At 70.6% G+C, this 17,041-nt stretch carries 17 protein-coding genes; 7 read left to right on the top strand and 10 right to left on the bottom strand.

Going from position 1 to position 17,041, the window contains the following annotated elements; translation table 11 throughout:
• Positions 1-8: 8 nt before the first annotated feature.
• The 6 genes from ACIGA3_RS24120 to ACIGA3_RS24095 all read right to left on the bottom strand — a co-directional run bounded on the left by ACIGA3_RS24120 (position 9) and on the right by ACIGA3_RS24095 (position 4,899).
• Positions 9-620, bottom strand: a complete 612-nt coding sequence (locus ACIGA3_RS24120) for a Uma2 family endonuclease (RefSeq protein ID WP_399719205.1) — start codon at positions 618-620, stop codon at positions 9-11.
• 147 nt (positions 621-767) lie between these two features.
• Positions 768-1,529 (bottom strand): succinate dehydrogenase iron-sulfur subunit, encoded by a 762-nt coding sequence (locus ACIGA3_RS24115; RefSeq protein ID WP_399719203.1) that lies wholly within the window; start codon positions 1,527-1,529, stop codon positions 768-770.
• Complete coding sequence (gene sdhA / locus ACIGA3_RS24110) at positions 1,529-3,283, bottom strand: succinate dehydrogenase flavoprotein subunit (protein WP_399719200.1); 1,755 nt, start codon at positions 3,281-3,283, stop codon at positions 1,529-1,531. Before sdhA ends, ACIGA3_RS24115 begins: the two co-directional genes overlap by 1 nt.
• Before the next feature lie 19 nt (positions 3,284-3,302).
• Complete coding sequence (locus ACIGA3_RS24105) at positions 3,303-3,776, bottom strand: succinate dehydrogenase hydrophobic membrane anchor subunit (RefSeq protein ID WP_030806556.1); 474 nt, start codon at positions 3,774-3,776, stop codon at positions 3,303-3,305.
• A gap of 5 nt (positions 3,777-3,781) precedes the next feature.
• The gene (sdhC, locus tag ACIGA3_RS24100; protein WP_399719196.1) at positions 3,782-4,189 is read right to left on the bottom strand and encodes a succinate dehydrogenase, cytochrome b556 subunit; all 408 of its coding nucleotides are present in this window, start codon (positions 4,187-4,189) and stop codon (positions 3,782-3,784) included.
• Positions 4,190-4,350: 161 nt separating this feature from the next.
• On the bottom strand, positions 4,351-4,899 hold the full coding sequence (locus ACIGA3_RS24095) for a 2-oxo-4-hydroxy-4-carboxy-5-ureidoimidazoline decarboxylase (RefSeq protein WP_399719193.1): 549 nt from the start codon (positions 4,897-4,899) through the stop codon (positions 4,351-4,353).
• A 238-nt stretch (positions 4,900-5,137) separates the two neighbouring features.
• On the opposite strand from ACIGA3_RS24095, the gene ACIGA3_RS24090 reads away from it, so the two are divergent.
• Positions 5,138-6,709 carry a glycoside hydrolase family 20 protein gene (locus ACIGA3_RS24090; protein ID WP_399719190.1) on the top strand — a complete coding sequence of 524 codons (1,572 nt, stop codon included), beginning with the start codon at positions 5,138-5,140 and terminating at the stop codon, positions 6,707-6,709.
• Positions 6,710-6,790: 81 nt separating this feature from the next.
• Here the strand turns inward: ACIGA3_RS24090 and ACIGA3_RS24085 are convergent, their stop codons facing one another.
• Entirely contained in the window at positions 6,791-6,946 is a 156-nt protein-coding gene (locus tag ACIGA3_RS24085; protein WP_399719187.1) for a hypothetical protein, read from the bottom strand.
• A 7-nt stretch (positions 6,947-6,953) separates the two neighbouring features.
• Between ACIGA3_RS24085 and ACIGA3_RS24080 the strand changes: the two genes are divergently transcribed.
• The 3 genes from ACIGA3_RS24080 (at position 6,954) to ACIGA3_RS24070 (ending at position 8,716) form a co-directional block, all read left to right on the top strand.
• Complete coding sequence (locus tag ACIGA3_RS24080; protein ID WP_399719296.1) at positions 6,954-7,475, top strand: DUF4328 domain-containing protein; 522 nt, start codon at positions 6,954-6,956, stop codon at positions 7,473-7,475.
• Between the two features lie 92 nt (positions 7,476-7,567).
• Complete coding sequence (locus ACIGA3_RS24075) at positions 7,568-8,149, top strand: hypothetical protein (RefSeq protein ID WP_399719184.1); 582 nt, start codon at positions 7,568-7,570, stop codon at positions 8,147-8,149.
• Between the two features lie 180 nt (positions 8,150-8,329).
• Positions 8,330-8,716 carry a hypothetical protein gene (locus tag ACIGA3_RS24070; RefSeq protein WP_399719181.1) on the top strand — a complete coding sequence of 129 codons (387 nt, stop codon included), beginning with the start codon at positions 8,330-8,332 and terminating at the stop codon, positions 8,714-8,716.
• Between the two features lie 128 nt (positions 8,717-8,844).
• Here the strand turns inward: ACIGA3_RS24070 and ACIGA3_RS24065 are convergent, their stop codons facing one another.
• Positions 8,845-11,979: a tetratricopeptide repeat protein gene (locus ACIGA3_RS24065; RefSeq protein WP_399719178.1), complete on the bottom strand. Its 3,135-nt coding sequence runs from the start codon at positions 11,977-11,979 to the stop codon at positions 8,845-8,847.
• A 15-nt stretch (positions 11,980-11,994) separates the two neighbouring features.
• Positions 11,995-12,327 (bottom strand): trypco2 family protein, encoded by a 333-nt coding sequence (locus ACIGA3_RS24060; RefSeq protein WP_399719175.1) that lies wholly within the window; start codon positions 12,325-12,327, stop codon positions 11,995-11,997.
• Between the two features lie 374 nt (positions 12,328-12,701).
• On the opposite strand from ACIGA3_RS24060, the gene ACIGA3_RS24055 reads away from it, so the two are divergent.
• Positions 12,702-13,364: an RNA polymerase sigma factor gene (locus tag ACIGA3_RS24055; RefSeq protein WP_388996480.1), complete on the top strand. Its 663-nt coding sequence runs from the start codon at positions 12,702-12,704 to the stop codon at positions 13,362-13,364.
• Positions 13,364-14,467, top strand: coding sequence for an extensin (locus tag ACIGA3_RS24050; protein WP_399719172.1), 1,104 nt, complete (start codon positions 13,364-13,366; stop codon positions 14,465-14,467). Before ACIGA3_RS24055 ends, ACIGA3_RS24050 begins: the two co-directional genes overlap by 1 nt.
• Before the next feature lie 99 nt (positions 14,468-14,566).
• On the opposite strand, the gene ACIGA3_RS24045 is transcribed toward ACIGA3_RS24050, so the two are convergent.
• Positions 14,567-15,358: a L,D-transpeptidase family protein gene (locus ACIGA3_RS24045; protein WP_399719170.1), complete on the bottom strand. Its 792-nt coding sequence runs from the start codon at positions 15,356-15,358 to the stop codon at positions 14,567-14,569.
• Between the two features lie 80 nt (positions 15,359-15,438).
• Between ACIGA3_RS24045 and ACIGA3_RS24040 the strand changes: the two genes are divergently transcribed.
• Positions 15,439-17,019 carry a methylmalonyl-CoA mutase gene (locus ACIGA3_RS24040; RefSeq protein WP_399719167.1) on the top strand — a complete coding sequence of 527 codons (1,581 nt, stop codon included), beginning with the start codon at positions 15,439-15,441 and terminating at the stop codon, positions 17,017-17,019.
• Positions 17,020-17,041 lie beyond the last annotated feature (22 nt).

The following is a 17,041-nucleotide window of genomic DNA, read 5'->3' as shown; positions in this document are numbered from 1 at the left end:
CCGTCAGGTTAGCGACGGGGGCGTCCCGCCTCGATGATCGCGGCCACGTCCAGGGTGACCTTCGCTCCGATGGAGTCGGGGAGGTCGACGGTTTCGCCGGGGGAGTGGATGCGGTGGGTGCCGTACGTTCCCTCGGCGGGCTCGGTGAGGACGTGAAGGCGCTGGTGTTTGCGGTCCACGACCACGTAGACGGGGACCTTGGCCTGGGCGTAGGCGCCGACCTTGGTCTTCAGGTCGTCCTTCCAGTTGCCGGAGGTCACTTCGAGGACGAGGCGGAAGCAGACCGGGTCGTACGCGGTGCCTTCGATGAGGTGGTCGTCGATGTCACCGTCCACGACGGCGAGGTCGGGGATGGCGTAGTCCTCGCCTCCGGGGAGCCAGATCGAGACGTTCTGGACTACATCGGCTTCGCCGCCGTACAGGCCGGCCGCGAGGAACGGCCGCATGAGGCCGGTCAGGGCACGGGCGTGCGGGGCATCCGGGGACGGTGTCACGAGGAGGTGGCCTCCGATGATCTCGACGCGGTAGCCCGGATGGCGCTCCATGATCTCGGCGGCGATCGCCGTCAGCGAGAACGGCTCGTCGTCGGCGAAGGGCTGCTCTACGGATGCTGCGGACATCGCGATGCCTCCCAGGGGCTGGTCGAGAGCATCATCGTAGGCCGCGCTGTCCGCCCGCGTCCCGAACGATCACCTTCACCCGAACGTGTCCGCCGACGGCAAAGGGCCCCGTTCCGGAAACCGGAACGGGGCCCTCACAGAACAGTCTCAGAAGCGACGCGTGATCAGCGCCCGCTTCACTTCCTGGATCGCCTTCGTGACCTCGATGCCGCGCGGGCAGGCGTCCGTGCAGTTGAAGGTCGTGCGGCAGCGCCACACGCCGTCGCGGTCGTTGAGGATCTCCAGGCGCTGTTCGCCGGCGTCGTCACGCGAATCGAAGATGAAACGGTGCGCGTTCACGATCGCGGCCGGGCCGAAGTACTGGCCGTCGTTCCAGAACACCGGGCACGACGAGGTGCACGCGGCGCACAGGATGCACTTCGTGGTGTCGTCGAAGCGCTCGCGGTCCTCCGCCGACTGGAGCCGCTCACGGGTCGGCTCGTTGGTGTCGTTGGTGACCAGGAACGGCATGACGTCCCGGTACGCCTGGAAGAACGGGTCCATGTCGACCACGAGGTCCTTGAGCGCGGTCAGGCCCTTGATGGGCTCGACCGTGATCGGCTTCTCGGGGTTGATGTCCTTGATCAGCGTCTTGCAGGCCAGACGGTTCTTGCCGTTGATCCGCATCGCGTCGGACCCGCAGATGCCGTGGGCGCAGGAACGGCGGAAGGTCAGCGTGCCGTCGAGGTCCCACTTGATCTTGTTGAGCCCGTCGAGGACGCGCTCCTTGGGGTCCATCTCCAGCTGGAAGTCCTCCCAGTGGACCTCCGGCGACACCTCCGGGTTGAACCGGCGGATGCGGAGGGTGACCGTGATGTAGGGGGACGCGGCGGCGGCCGCCTCGGCCTTGTCCAGAACAGGGGTAGCCATCAGTACTTACGCTCCATCGGCTGGTAGCGGGTCGTGACGACCGGCTTGTAGTCGAGACGCACGGTCTCCGAGCCGTCGTCGCCCACCTCGCGGTACGCCATCGTGTGGCGCATGAAGTTGACGTCGTCGCGGTTCGGGTAGTCCTCGCGGTAGTGACCGCCGCGGGACTCCTTGCGGGCCAGCGCGGAGATGGCCATGACCTCGGCCAGCTCCAGCAGGTTGCCCAGCTCGATGGCCTCCAGCAGGTCCGTGTTGAACCGCTTGCCCTTGTCCTGGATGGACACGTTCTCGTACCGCTCGCGCAGCTCGGCGATCTTCTCGACCGCCGTCTTGATCGTCTGCTCGGTGCGGAACACCATGACGTTGGCGTCCATGGTCTCCTGCAGCTCGCGGCGGATGTCGGCCACCCGCTCGGTGCCCGCGGAGTCGCGCAGCCGCTCGATCTGCGCGACGACCATCGCCTCGGGGTTCTCCGGCAGCTCGACGAAGTCCACGGTGTGGGCGTAGTCGGCGGCGGCGATGCCCGCGCGGCGGCCGAACACGTTGATGTCCAGCAGCGAGTTGGTGCCGAGGCGGTTGGCGCCGTGCACGGAGACACAGGCGACCTCGCCGGCCGCGTACAGACCCGGCACGACGGTGGAGTTGTCCGACAGGACCTCACCCTCGACGTTGGTCGGGATGCCGCCCATCGCGTAGTGCGCGGTGGGCTGGATCGGGATCGGGTCCGTGTACGGCTCGATGCCCAGGTAGGTGCGCGCGAACTCGGTGATGTCCGGGAGCTTGGCGTCCAGCTGCTCCGGCGGCAGGTGCGTGAGGTCGAGGTAGACGTGGTCGCCCTCGGGACCGCAGCCCCGGCCCTCGCGGATCTCGGTGTAGATCGAGCGCGAGACGACGTCACGGGACGCGAGGTCCTTCATGACCGGCGCGTACTTCTCCATGAAGCGCTCGCCGTCCTTGTTGCGGAGGATGCCGCCCTCACCGCGGGCGCCCTCCGTCAGCAGGATGCCCATGCGCCAGATGCCGGTCGGGTGGAACTGGAAGAACTCCATGTCCTCCAGCGGGATGCCCCGGCGGAAGCACGCGGCCTGGCCGTCACCGGTCAGGGTGTGCGCGTTGGACGTCACCTTGAAGAACTTGCCGGTGCCGCCGGACGCGTAGATCACGGACTTCGCCTGGAAGACGTGGATCTCGCCGGTGGCCAGCTCGTACGCGACCACGCCGGAGGACGTCTTGACGCCGTCGACCTCGGTGATCAGCTGGTCCAGGACGTAGAACTCGTTGAAGAACTCCACGCCCTCCTTGACGCAGTTCTGGTACAGCGTCTGGAGGATCATGTGGCCGGTGCGGTCGGCCGCGTAGCAGGAGCGGCGGACCGGGGCCTCGCCGTGGTTGCGGGAGTGACCGCCGAAGCGCCGCTGGTCGATCGTCCCGTTGGACGTCCGGTTGAACGGCAGGCCCATCTTCTCCAGGTCGAGGACGGCGTCGATGGCCTCCTTCGCCAGGATCTCGGCGGCGTCCTGGTCGACCAGGTAGTCACCACCCTTGACCGTGTCGAAGGTGTGCCACTCCCAGTTGTCCTCCTCCACGTTCGCCAGCGCGGCGGCCATGCCGCCCTGCGCGGCGCCCGTGTGGGAGCGGGTGGGGTAGAGCTTGGTCAGCACGGCGGTGCGGCTGCGCTTGGTGGACTCGATGGCCGCGCGCATGCCCGCGCCACCGGCGCCGACGATGACGGTGTCGTACTTGTGGATCTTCATGATTCTCGCAGCCCCGTGCCTAGCGGATGTTCGGGTCGAAGGTGAAGATCACCAGCGTGCCCAGCAGGATGGTGAACACCGTGGCCGTGTAGAGCAGGCCCTTGAGCCACAGGCGGGTGTTCACGCGCTCCGCGTAGTCGTTGATGACCGTGCGCAGGCCGTTGGCGCCGTGCAGCATCGCCAGCCACAGCATCAGCAGGTCCCAGACCTGCCAGAACGGGGACGCCCAGCGGCCGGCCACGAAGGCGAAGCCGATCTTGGAGACGCCGCCGTCCAGCACCAGCTGGATCAGCAGGTGGCCGAGGACGAGGACGACCAGCACGATGCCGGACAGGCGCATGAAGAGCCAGGCGGCCATCTCGAAGTTGCCCCGTGTGGACTTCGGGGTCTTCTTGGTACGGGTGCGCGAGCGCGGTGCGTCGAGGGACAGCGCGTAGGCGTCCTCGGCGGCGTCCGCGGAGGAGCCCGTCAGATTGATCTCAGAGGTGGACATCGGCGTCAGCTCCCGAACAGGACACGAGCGGCGTGGCCGAGGACCGGGTACAGGGCGCCGGCCATCAGGATGATCCAGACGCCGAGGACGCTCCACAGCATCTGCTTCTGGTAGCGCGGGCCCTTCGACCAGAAGTCGACAGCGATGACGCGCAGACCGTTGAGCGCGTGGAAGAGGATTGCGGCCACGAGGCCGTACTCCAGCAGCGCGACGATCGGTGTCTTGTACGTGGCTACGACCTTGTCGTAGTCCTCTGGGGAGACACGCACGAGGGCGGTGTCCAGCACGTGAACGAACAGGAAGAAGAAGATGAGGACGCCGGTGACTCGATGAGCCACCCAGGACCACATACCTTCCCGGCCGCGGTACAGCGTTCCAGCCGGCACGGAAGAACCCTCCGGATGCGGGGACAAGGGCCGCGCCGGCTTCACTGTCGGTCGGGCCCGGCCGGGTACGGTCCACCGGCCCTCAGCATCGTATCCATGAGGTGTGGTGCGTCTGACGGGGGGCCTGTTTCGGGTGATCCGGCCGCTTGTGGCTCTCCGGCTCGTGGGTATCCGGGACGGTTCGTCCGCTATACGCCGTGCCGGGGCGCGTAGTGGCTGGTCGCGCGGGTGCTCACGCCGCCCAGATGGGCCGCGAGCCGGTGCCGGGCCAGGCCCCGCAGCTCCTCGGCGGCGACCACCCGCTCGTCCTCCGGATCGTTCGCCAATCGTGACCGGATGCCCTCCAGGACGCGGTCCAGCGCCTCCTCGGGGGAGGCGCCGCCCGGCGCGATCACGAAGACATGGCCGAAGCGGGCCTCGTAGGCGGCGTGCGCCGCGCTCAGGGCCGTGTGGGCGGCCGAGTAGGTGTCCTCGGGCAGCTCGGGCAGGGACTCGTTCGCCAGGGCGTCGGACAGGTCGACGACCCGCAGGTCGTAGGCCGCCTCGTCCGCCGCCGCCAGCAGGGCGGCCAGGTCGGGGTAGGGGCGGTGCTCGGCGAGGCGGTGTGCCCAGCGGGCGTTGCGCAGACAGCGCAGGAGCAGCGCGCGGGCCTCCTCGGCCGGTGCCAGGTTGAAGGCGTCGAGCGCGGTCGGGAGATACGGCGAACGGTGCGCAGGCAGTGTGGGTCCTCGCGTCACTGGATGCGGCATGGGGGAGCCGTGATGACAGGGGGCGGCAGGGGGAGCTGTGAAGGATGTGCCGACACGTTATCGAGAGTGGTCACTGTGTGTCCGACGGATGCCTGAATTTCACTCGGACGGGAGAGTTTCAGAGCGTCTCAGTGACGAATGAACGGCGTTTCGGTCGTACGTTGGGAGAGTGAGCCAGCACAGACACCGTGCTCCGGCACGGCAGCTGAAACGGAAGCGGGCCATCATGGCCGCCGCGGTCGTCGGGACCGTGGTGACCGGGGTGGGCGTCGGAGTGTGGGCGTCATCCGGAGGGGGTGGTTCCGGTGGGGCTCCGGACGCGGTCGGCGCCTCACGGCAGGCGGCCGCCACACCGACCCCCTCGCCCACGCGCTCGTACCCCATGTCGAAGGCGCCGCGGACGATCCCGGCGGTGCGCGAGCACACCGCGGCCCGCGGGCCCGGCTGGAAGCCGCAGGACGGCGGCCGGGTGGTGGTCACCGACCCGGCCCTGGCGGACGAGGGCAAGCTCATAGCCGGTGAGCTGGGCCTCGACTACGGCGGCGAGAAGAACGACACCCGTGCCGGTGACGTCCGGCTCGGCCTCGGCGGGGGCGGCAACCCGGAGTCGTACACCATGACCGTGCGCGACGGCCGGGTGGACATCGAGGGGCCCGCCGACGCGGGCGTCTTCTACGGCACCCGGACCCTCAAGCAGGAGGTCCACGGCGGCGGCACCGCCCCGGAGGGCGTGGTGAAGGACGTGCCCGCCAAGCCGTCACGCGGCTTCATGCTCGACATCGCGCGCAAACCGTTCTCCGAGACCTGGATCGAGGACCGGATACGCGAACTGGGCGATCTGAAGTACAACGAGCTGGGACTGCACTTCTCGGACGACCAGGCGTTCCGCATCCAGTCCACCACCCACCCGGAGATCGTCTCCAAGGACCATCTCACCAAGGCGCAGGTCAAGAAGATCGTCGACCTGGCCGCCGCCCGGCACATCGCGATCGTGCCCGAGATCGACTCGCCGGGGCATCTGGGCGCCGTCATCGCCGCCCACCCCGACCTCCAGCTCCGCAACGTCAACGGGAAGGCGACGCGCGGCGCGATCGACATCTCCAAGCCCGAGTCCGCGAAGATCGTCGACGATCTGCTCGACGAGTACGCGGACCTCTTCCCGGGCGACAAGTGGAACCTGGGCGGCGACGAGTACCAGGCGCTGGTCGTCTCCGACCCCGAGGCGTCCTACCCGCAGCTCGCCGCCGCCGCCCGCGACGCCTACGGCGCGAACGGCAACGTCGCCGACCTCACCACCGGCTGGCTGAACGGCCGCGCGGACACCATCCGCGCCCACGACCGCACCATGCGGGCGTGGAACGACGGCTTCCTGCGTGACTCCACGATCCAGCCCGCCAAGGACATCCAGGTCGCCTACTGGACCGGCAAGGAGATCGGCGCCCGGCCCCCGGTGGACTACCTGAGCGCGGGCCGCAAGGTCTACAACTACAACGACGAGTACCTGTACTACGTCCTCGGCGAGCCCAACGACTTCGCCTACCCCACCGGCCAGCGGATCTACCAGCAGTGGACGCCGCGCGTGATCCGGGGCACGAGTGCCGTCCCGGCGCGGTACGACGGCCAGATCCTCGGCGGTTCCTTCGCCGTGTGGTGCGACTTCCCCAACGCCCAGACCGAGAGCCAGGTCGCGTCCGGCATCCGGATGCCGCTGCGGGCCACCGTGCAGAAGCTCTGGGACCCGGGGCAACCGGCACTGTCCTGGCCGCAGTTCAAGGAGCTGGCGAACAGGCTGGGGTAAGTGGACGGATGTGGGCGTAGCACGTATGTTTCCGTGTTCGCTCGTGTGTACGCGGCTCTGGGGAGGGCCGCGTACGCCGTTTCAGCCGTACGGGGGGAACACCTTCATGATCTGCGCCAGTTGCCACAGCACCGAGGCCGTCACCGGGGAGACGCGGTGCGCCCGCTGCGCGCCGGCCGTGCCCTTCGTGCCGCCGGGTCCGCCGCTGCGGTCGCCGGTCGGGCTGGGGCGGGCCACGGTGGTGATGCTCGGGCTGGTCGCGGCCGGTGACCTGGCCGCGCTCTGGGCCGACTGGCGGCTGCCGTCGGACCTGACCGTGGCCATCGTCAGCGGCACGCAGGCGGTCCTGCTGATCGCCACTGCGGTCGTGTACCTGTGCTGGCTGTGGCGGGTGCGGGTGAACGCCGAGGTGTTCGACGCGAGTTCGCAGAGCATGGGACGGGGGTGGGTGATCGGCGGCTGGTTCGTCCCCATCGTGAACTTCTGGTTCCCGCGCCGGATCGTCCTCGAGGCGTGGGACGCCAGCGCGCCGCAGGGGCGGCCGGCCGGGCACGCGCTGGTCAATGTCTGGTGGACGCTGTGGATCGTCAGTCTGCTCACCGACCGGCTCACGACCCGGAGCGAGTCGGTCGACGTGATGGCGTTCTCCTATGCCGTTGATCTCGTCGCCGCCGTGCTCGCCGCCGTGGTCGTCCTGAAGCTGACCCGGATGCAGCATGAGAAGGCGCTCCAGGGGCCGCTGCTGCCGACCGCCGCTCTTGGCTGAAAAACGGTGACTGTGACACTCCGGGCCCGTCGCACGCAGTAAGGGGAAATGCGGGCTCCGTACAGGCGGTGCCCAGGCGAGGGAGGCATTCCATGAGCCTGGAGGATCTGATCGCGCAGGCCGACGCACGCGGGCTGGCCGCGAGCGGGCTGGCTTGTTCGGATCGGTGTGTGTCCTTGCTCGTCGATGACGACGAGTTGCTGCGCCCGTTGTGGGCGCATCTCGTGGACGACTCCGACTGGTCCGAGAGCCTTCAGAAGGCGTGCGCAGCGCTCGGCCCGGCGGACCCCGGTTCCGGCGAGGACGAGGCGGCGGGGCTGGCGCGCGGGATGCTGCTGTCGGCTCCGGCCGAGCGGACCGGCGAGGCGCTGCGGGAGTGGGCCGACGCCTGCTCGCTGGCCTCGCTGCGCCTGCACCGCCTGCTGGACCCGGCCGACCCCGCCGAGCCGTCCGAGGGCGCGCTGACGGCCGGGTCCGACGAGGCGGTCCGGGCCGCCGACGGCGCGGAGGACGCGCCGCCGCTGGTCGCCGCCGAGCTGGGCCGGCAGATCGTCGTCCTGCAACTCCTCGCCGAGCACGGCCCGCAGGGGCTGCGGCGCGCGGTGGACGTGTCCGGGGAGGGGCGCCGGGTGCTGCGCGCGGTGGTGTCGCGCCGGGCGCGGGGGCGCGGCTGAAGGGCCCTTCACGGGCTCTTCGCAGTTCAAACCTGATCCCCGGGCGGGTTCTGTGTCCGTCCTGGGGGTGCGATGGGGCGGTCCTGCGCCGGTTGCCGAAACGGCGCCGAATCGTGTGACGCGAGGCCGGTCAGGACCGCTTTTCCCTATGTGACAGCCCAGTTTGCGATAGCTCAGTACGTGACAGCACAGACGGAGTACCGTCCCTCCGCCGCGGCGCGGCCCGTGCGGTGGGCCGCGGACACGGTCGCCACCATGCGCGAGGGCGCCCGCCTCCGACTCGACTACTCCACCCAGAGCCTGCGGCGGGTGGACCGCGTGATCGAGGAACTCCGCCGCGACCGTCCCCCGTACGAGGCCGTGGAACGCGTTCTACGCGGCTTCGGTGCCTACACCGGCGAGGTGATCGCCCGCCAGACGGGCGGCGAGTGGTGGGCGACCGGCGACGCCCACTGGCTCCGCACCCCGGACGGCCGCCTGTGGGACCCGGTGGAGGAGGCGCGGCGGGCGTTCGCGGGGGAGGGGTCGCTGCGGGGGCTTTGCCGGGAGGCGACGGGGGTGGGCTGAAGAAGGGATGCGGGAGTTCGGGACACCGGGTGCCATGGCATGCCCTGGGGGCGTCCGGCGGTTTCGGGCGCGCGTCAAAGGGTGGAGGTGGGCTGGTTTCAGAGTCCTGGGCGACGGTGTCGTGGACGCTACGGTCCAAGAGTCTCCAACCAAGCAGCTACTTTCAGACAGCGTTGCAGATCCGTTCCGAAGGCTGCGGGGTTGGTCGCGGCCAGCGCCCCGTAGTGGTCGATGGCTTCTTGGATGGCGGTCAGGCTCTCTTGCTGATGCCCCAGCTCACCCAGCCGGACGGAGAGGTTGTTCAGGGATGCGGCGAGGTTGGGCAGGTAGGCGTCCGGGTTCGCCTTGGCCAGCGCCCGGCGGATGCCGATGGCTTCCTGGATGGCGGTCAGGCTCTCTTGCTGCCGTCCCACCGCACCCAGCCGGACGGAGAGGTTGCTCAGGGACATGGCGAGGGCGGGCAGGTAGGCGTCCGGGTTCGCTTCGGCCAGCGCCCGACGCACGCCAACGGCTTCCTGGATGACAGTCAGAGCCTCTTCCCGCCGCCTCAGCGCGCCCAGCTGGACGGACAGGTTGTTCAGGGACATGGCGAGGTCGGGCAGGTGGGTGTCCGGGTTGGCTTCGGCCAGCGCCCGGCGGATGCCGATGGCTTCCTGGATGGCGGTCAGGCTCTCCTCCCGCCGACCAACTCCACCCAGGCCGATGGAGAGGTTGTTCAGGGAAGCGGCGAGGTCGGGCAGGTGAGTAGCCGGGTTCGCTTCGGCCAGGGCTCGGTGGTGGTGGACGGCTTCTTGGACGGCGGTCAGGCCCTCTTCCCGCCGCCCAACTTCACCCAGCCCGATGGAGAGGTTGTTCAGGGACACGGCGAGGTCGGCCAGGTACACGTCTGGGTTCGCTTCGGCGAGCGCCCGGCGGATGGCGACGGCTTCTTGGATGGCGGTCAGGCCCTCTTCCCGCCGACCCACCGCACCCAGATCGACGGCGAAGTTGTTCAGGGACATGGCGAGGTCGGGCAGGTATACGTCTGGGTTCGGTTCGGCCAGCACGCGATAGTGGCCGACGGCTTCTTGGATGGCGGTCAGGCCCTCTTCCCGCCGACCCACCGCACCCAGCCGGACGGAGAGATTGTTCAGGGACATGGCGAGGTCGGCCCGATGGACGTCCGGGTCCGTCCCGGTCAGCAAGCGATGACGTTCGACCAGAGCCTGTGCGAGGTGCGCGGCGGCAGTGGCCAGGCGTCGGCTGGCCTGCGGGAATTGATTGCTGAGGGCCAAGAGGTCGTTGAGTGGTACGGCGGGGTCGCAGGCGGTTGTGTCCAGGGCGGTGGTGAGGGGGGTGGGGTGGTCGGTTTTGGTGGCGGTGTTGATGATCTGCTCGGAGAGCTCCGGATAGCGGCGGGTGCATAGCTCGGTGAGCTGGGTGTCTAGGCGGTACCCGAAGACGGAGTGGGCGGCTGCGCGGCTGTAGACGGTCAGGAGTTGTTCGCGCTGGGCCGGGTCGGCGCCGTTGAGGAGGTGGTCGGCGAGGAACGGATCGGCTGTGAGGGTGTGGCCGATGTGTCGCTCGGCGATGCGGTCGGGCTGAAGCGCGCCCCATGGGGCGGCAAACGTGCCAGCAGCGGGGTAGAGCTTTGTGAGCCAATTGGTGACCCGGTCGCGGCGGTCGCGGGGCTGGTCGGCCAGTGCGGGAAGTCGCTGCCACAGCACGTCAGCTTGGTCGCGGTCGGGCACGCTGGTCAGGTGGGCGGCTGCCAGTGCCGTCTCTAGCGTGGCGTGGCTCAGGTCTGGTGTGAGCCCAAGAGCGGCTGCGTTGTGTCGCCAGTGGCGGCGTTCGTGGTCCAGCAGCCGGTCTTCGACATTCGACGCTTCCTGGGCCGCCGAAGCGTGGCCTGGGGTGGTGGTGTCGAGGAGGTCGGCGAGGGCCGTCATGTGCAGGGTGAGGGCGTTGCCGTAGGCGTGCTGTTCCAGTCGCGGTGCTGTCAACTCAGCGGCTGCTGCCGACCAGTCGTGCTTCGGCAGGTTCCTGACCTCGGGTAGCGCGACAGCGAATGCGCGGGCGGCGTCGTGGTAGGCGTCCACCCTGCGCGCCGGGTCGTCTTCGAGTTCGGTGAGCAGCCGTGTGGGCGCCATGGCGAGGAGGTCACCGGAGAGACGCGTGGCGGTGGCGGCTTCGCGCCACCAGTCGCCGGTCCGGCCCAGCAGCAGGAGCTTGAGCGGGCTGGAGCCGGGGTGGTCCGCTGCGGCCTTGAGGAGTGCGGTGAGTTGGCCGGTGCGGTTCTCGGCGTAGTCGAGGACGACCAGCAGCGGCGTAGTCGCATGCCGGACTTCCTGTAGTCGGTCGGTGGTGGCGTCGGTGTCCGGCCACAGCACGGCCCACTGTTTGGGGGCCAGTAGGTGGGCTAGGTGGTGGGCGAGACGCGTCTTGCCCTGACCACCGGGCCCGTGCAGCAGCCAGGCCCCGAACCCGCCCAGCGCGCACCACGCCTGCAGCTCCTCCAGCAGAACTGTCCGGCCGTGGAAGGGCACGACCTGGTGACGTGCTTCGAGCAGCGCGGCCGGCGAGGCCAGTACCCCACTGCCGACGGCCGGCGTGTGGTCGGTGAGGTGCTGGAATTCCACGGCCTCCAACTCGTGGTCCTCACCGGCGCCGTACTGGACGAGGGCACAACGGAAGCCGGGATCGTGGTGGAGGACGTATCCGGGGACCACATTGAGACGGGCATGGCCGGAGTGAGCGCGGTCGGAGGCGATGACGCCGGTCAGGAGCCGGTCGCACAGCATGGCCGCTCCGGACAAGCCGCCCCACGGCGAGGTGCTGTCGGAAGACCACTGCGGGGGGTGCTGGAGCAGGTCCATCACATACTGGTTGCCGACGAACCCGCTGCCCGGATTCACCCGCCCCTGCAACTGCTCCGCCTCGACGGCAAGACGGGGCCGCTGGGCGACGTCCGGCACGCCCCAGGTCTCGCATCCGGTACCCGGCCGGGACGTCACCAGCCGCCCCCACCGCACGGGGCCGGTCGGCGGCTGCCAGCGCGGGCCGTCGTCGACGAGGACGAGCGCTGCGTCGTCCCGGCCGCCAGGGGTGCCGCACCACAGCACCGCCCCGTCGGCGCTGCCCTCTCCTCCGGGGTGGAACACCTTCACGCGGCTGCCGGCAGTCCCGGCGACATGCGCGGAGGTCAGCACGAGACGGCCGCCCACCGCATAGCCCGAGCCCGGCCCACCCGGCCCGGTTACCCCGGCCAGACGTCGTCGCTCCACCACACCCCCTCAGGCTCAGTCCGGGATGCGCTGCGAGTTGTCCCCGGCCCCGTCCGGCCGCGGCTGCGTCGCATGCACCAGCACGTCGGTGCCGTCAGCTCGCCTGGGCGTGAGGGTGAAGGACACTCGGTGCGTGCGCCCCCGCGAAACCCCGGCCTCTGTCTCCGCGCCCACCGCCCAGAGCTTGAACCCGGCCTTCGCCTTCGCGTCCGCCCGTAGCTCGACCTCGAACTCCATCTCGACCGGGCCCACCGCGAACACCACCTGCGGATCGTTCCCCGCCCGCTCCGCCGCCTCCAGCAACTCGTCCCGCACCGCGGCCACCGCATCCACCAGAGGAATATCCACGGACACCCACCCCGTCTCGCTGATCGGTCGTCATAACGCTGCGCACACCGTAAATCCGACCAGAGACGCTCCGCAGCCAAACTGTCAGGGGAGCGGATCGGTAAGGGGCGGTGGATCGCCGAGAATGCCAGTGCTCAGAGCGCCGCAGGCCAGAGCAACGGCCGGAGTCGCCACCCCCCACAGGAGAGACTCCGGCCGTCGCGTGGTGCGGACCGCGGGGCGGTCCGTAACTTGTTCTGCGTCATGACCGCGTCATGTGTCACACCTTGGGCGTGTCACGAGTCAGTTGCATCTTCCACAGACATGGACGAGCAGCGGTTTCAGGCCGTAACGTGCCTTTCGCGCCGACCGAGGACGGGCGTAAAGGGAGTGCGGTGCAGGGGGACGACGCGGAGTTGACGGCCGCGGTGCGTGCGGCTCAGGCGGGGGACGAGACCGCGTTCCGCATGGTGTACCGCGCGGTGCATCCACGGCTGCTCGGCTATGTACGCACGCTGGTCGGCGACTTGGACGCCGAGGACGTCACGTCCGAGGCATGGCTCCAGATCGCGCGCGACCTCGACCGGTTCGACGGTGACGCCGACCGGTTCCGGGGCTGGGCCGCGCGGATAGCCCGCAACCGCGCCCTGGACCACATACGCATGCGCGGCCGCCGCCCGCTGATAGGCGGCGACGAGACCGAACTGACCGGCCGGGCCGCCGAGTCGGACACCGCCGGTGAGGCCATCGAGGCCCTGACCACCGACGGCACCCTCTCCCTCATCGCCCGGCTCCCGCAGGACCAGGCCGAGGCCGTCGTGCTGCGCGTGGTGGTCGGACTCGATGCCAAGACGGCCGCCGAGACGCTCGGCAAGCGCGCGGGCGCCGTCCGTACCGCCGCGCACCGGGGTCTGAAGCGGCTCGCCGAACTGCTCGGCACCGACCCGGAATCGACCGGAGGGCTCGACGCGCTCCCGCCCCAGCGAACGCCGCGCGGTGGCGCGGTGCGGTCCGCGAGTGTGACGCATACGCGTACGCGGACGCAGAAGGACATGTGATGGCCGACGAGCACGACAAGTGGCTGGACGGTGAGACGTCGGAACGTCTGCTGCGCGGTGAGCCGTTGGGAACCGTCGACGCCGGTGCGCGTGACCGGGCCGGCCGGCTCGCGGGGATGCTCGGCGCGCTGGCCGCCCAGGGTTCGCCCGCGCTCGGTGAACTCCCGGGTGAGAAAGCGGCGTTGGCCGCGTTCCGGGACGCGCGCGTGACCGTTCCCGGCGAGCGCGCGTACGGCTACGGCGGCGACGCGGGCGTGGTCCGGATCGGCGCGCCCGCCCCGGTGGCCCGACGCTCCCGCTGGGGCCGGCCGGTCCGGCTGGGGCTCGCCGCCGCGCTGGCCGCCGGCACACTGGGCGGGGTCGCGGTGGCCGCGGGCAGCGGGGTGCTGCCCGGCCCGTTCCGGCACGGCGCACCCCGGCCCGGCGCCTCCGTCTCCGCCGCCGCGAGCCCGGCCCGGCCCAGCGGCCCGGCATCCCCGGCGCCCTCGCCGGGCACTTCGGGCACCCCGGACGTCACTCCTGGCGCACCGGCCCCGGACGACTCCGATGTGGAGGCCGGCGGCGGGGGCACGGACGGGGCCACGGGTCGCGCGGAGCCCCCCGCTTCCGGCGAGCCCTCCCACCGGCCCGGCGCCCGCTGGTGGGCGGCCACGGCGGCCTGCCGCGACCTGCGGGACGGCCGGGAACCGGAGGCCGGGAACAGACGCGCCCTGGAGGGCCTGGCGGGCAGCCCGACGCGGGTCAAGGCGTACTGCCGGGCCATGCTCGCGGCCGTCGACGCGGACGCCTCCGAGCGCCTGCGCGACCGGCGGGGCACGGACGGCGGGGCGGGCGATGGTCCGAGCGCCGGCAACGGTGACGACAAGGGCGACCGGTACGACGACAACCAGGGTGACCAGGGCGGGAGCGGCGAAGGCGGCCGGGGTGACGGCGACGGCCGCGAGCCGCGCACCCGCACCCGCCTCAACCTCCCCTCCGTCCGCCAAATCCCCTCTGACCTGCGACTTTGTCACTTCCGAAAATTTGTTTCGGAAAGGTGTGACGTTTCTGGACGCGGCGGCGCAGTACTGAGTGAGCCGACTGGTCATCGGCCGTCGCACTGAGCCGGGGTTCCCCCCGTACCTCAAGGCTCGTGCACCGGCGCGGGCGGGACACGTTCCCCCGGTCCCGCCCGCGCCCCCCCCTCACCGGTGTACCGCTTCTCACCGGTACACCACGACCCGGTCGCCGTTCCGCACCTGGGCGAAGAGTGAGGCGATGGCCCCCTCGTCCCGGACGTTCACGCAGCCGTGCGAACCGCCCGCGTAGCCGCGCGCCGCGAAGTCGTAGGAGTAGTGGATCGCCTGGCCGCCGCTGAAGAACATGGCGTACGGCATCGGGGAGTCGTAGAGCGTCGACACATGGTGCCGGGACTTCCAGTAGATGCTGAACACACCCTCGCGGGTGGGGGTGTACTGCGAGCCGAAGCGGACCGAGACGGTGGTGAGCGTCCGTCCGTCGACCATCCAGCGCAGGGTGCGGCTGGACTTGCTCACGCACAGCACCCGCCCGGTCAGACAGCGCGGGTCGGGCGCGGCGGCGGGCTGGCCGCCCATCAGATACAGCTCCCACTTGCCAGGCCGGTGCGTCATCGCCTGGAGCCGCTGCCAGGTGACGGTGTCCGTCCGGCCGGTACGAGGCAACCCGCGCTTGCCCTGGAAGCCGCTGACGGCCTCCACGGTGAGGTCGTCGTACTCCCCGGTCGGCCCGTCGTTCAGCCACTGAACCTGACGCAGCCGGGCCTGAAGCTCCCGCACGCCCGTACCGCTGTCCCCGCGAGAGAAGAGCACCCGCGTGCCCGCAGCGGTGTGCGGGCGGGCGGACGGTGTGTCGAAGTGGACGGGGTACCGGGGTTTCCCGTCGGCCCCCTCCGGCGGCGGCTTGCACCCTCCGAGCGCCACGGCGAGGGCGGCGGCCGAGGCGAACAGGGCGGCGGTTCTCCCCGGAATCCTCATGCCGGAGATGCTTCCCCCGCGCGCCCGCCGCCGAACAAGAGGGCATCGTTGGGAGGGAGTGAACTCCTCCGGAGGCAGCCATGGCGCGTGAGTCGGAGTCGGGAACGCCGGTCGAGCCCGTGTACGGGCCGGACGCGCTGACCGGGTGGGACCCGCAGACCCAGCTCGGCGAACCGGGTGCGTACCCCTACACCCGTGGCGTGTACCCGACCATGTACACCGGGCGCCCCTGGACCATGCGCCAGTACGCCGGTTTCGGCACCGCCGCCGAGTCCAACGCGCGCTACCGGGAGCTGATCGCCCACGGGGTCACCGGACTCTCGGTCGCCTTCGACCTGCCCACCCAGATGGGCCACGACTCCGACGCGCCCCTCGCGCACGGGGAGGTCGGCCGGGTCGGCGTGGCGGTCGACTCGATCGAGGACATGCGGGAGCTGTTCGACGGCATCCCGCTGGACCGGGTCTCCACCTCGATGACGATCAACGCCCCGGCGGCCGTGCTGCTGCTCCTGTACGAGCTGGTGGCGGAAGAGCGGGGCATCAAGGGTGACCGCCTGACCGGCACCGTCCAGAACGACATCCTCAAGGAGTACATCGCGCGCGGCACCTACATCTTCCCGCCCCGCCCCTCGCTCCGGCTGACCGCCGACCTCTTCGCGTACTGCGCCGCCGGGCTGCCGAAGTGGAACACCATCTCGGTCTCCGGCTACCACATGGCGGAGGCGGGTGCCTCGCCCGCGCAGGAGATCGCGTTCACGCTGGCGGACGCCGTGGCCTACGTCCGCACCGCGCTCGCGGCCGGCATGGACGTGGACGACTTCGCGCCGCGCCTGTCCTTCTTCTTCGTGGCGCGTACGACCCTGCTGGAGGAGGTCGCCAAGTTCCGTGCCGCGCGCCGGATGTGGGCCCGGATCATGCGGGAGGAGTTCGGGGCGCGGGACCCGAAGTCGTGGATGCTGCGCTTCCACACCCAGACCGCCGGGGTCCAGCTCACCGCGCAGCAGCCGGAGGTGAACCTCGTCCGGGTCGCCGTGCAGGCGCTCGCGGCGGTCCTCGGCGGCACCCAGTCCCTGCACACCAACGCCTTCGACGAGGCCATCGCGCTGCCCACCGACAAGAGCGCCCGCCTCGCCCTGCGCACCCAGCAGGTCCTGGCCCACGAGACCGACGTACCCGCGACGGTCGACCCCTTCGCCGGGTCGTACGCCGTGGAGCGGCTCACCGACGACGTGGAGCGGGCCGCGCTGGAGCTGTTGCGCCGGGTGGAGGAGCTGGGCGGGGCGGAGGCCGCCATCGAACTCGGTTACCAGAAGGGCGAGATCGAGCGGAACGCGTACCGGATCGCCCGCGAGACCGAGTCCGGGGAGCGGGTCGTCGTCGGCGTGAACCGCTTCCGGCTGGACGAGGAGGAGCCGTACAGCCCGCTCCGCGTGGACCCCGGCCTGGAGATCCGCCAGCGCGAACGCCTCGCCCGGCTGCGCGCGGAGCGCGACGGCCGGGCGGCCGACGCGGCCCTGGTCGAGCTGCGCGAGGCGGCCGAGGGCACGGCCAACGTCCTGCCGCCGATGAAGCGAGCCCTGCGCGCCCGCGCCACCCTGGGGGAGGTGTGCGACACCCTGCGCTTCGTGTGGGGGACGTATCAGCCACCGGACGCCCGCTGAGCCCTCCGGCGGCTCCGTGCGA

The organism is Streptomyces sp. NPDC085596 (assembly GCF_044541565.1).
In the GTDB taxonomy this organism is placed as follows: Bacteria; Actinomycetota; Actinomycetes; order Streptomycetales; family Streptomycetaceae; genus Streptomyces.
The sequence above is the reverse complement of the archived record's forward strand: the minus strand, read 5'-3'. Positions and strand labels throughout refer to the sequence as shown.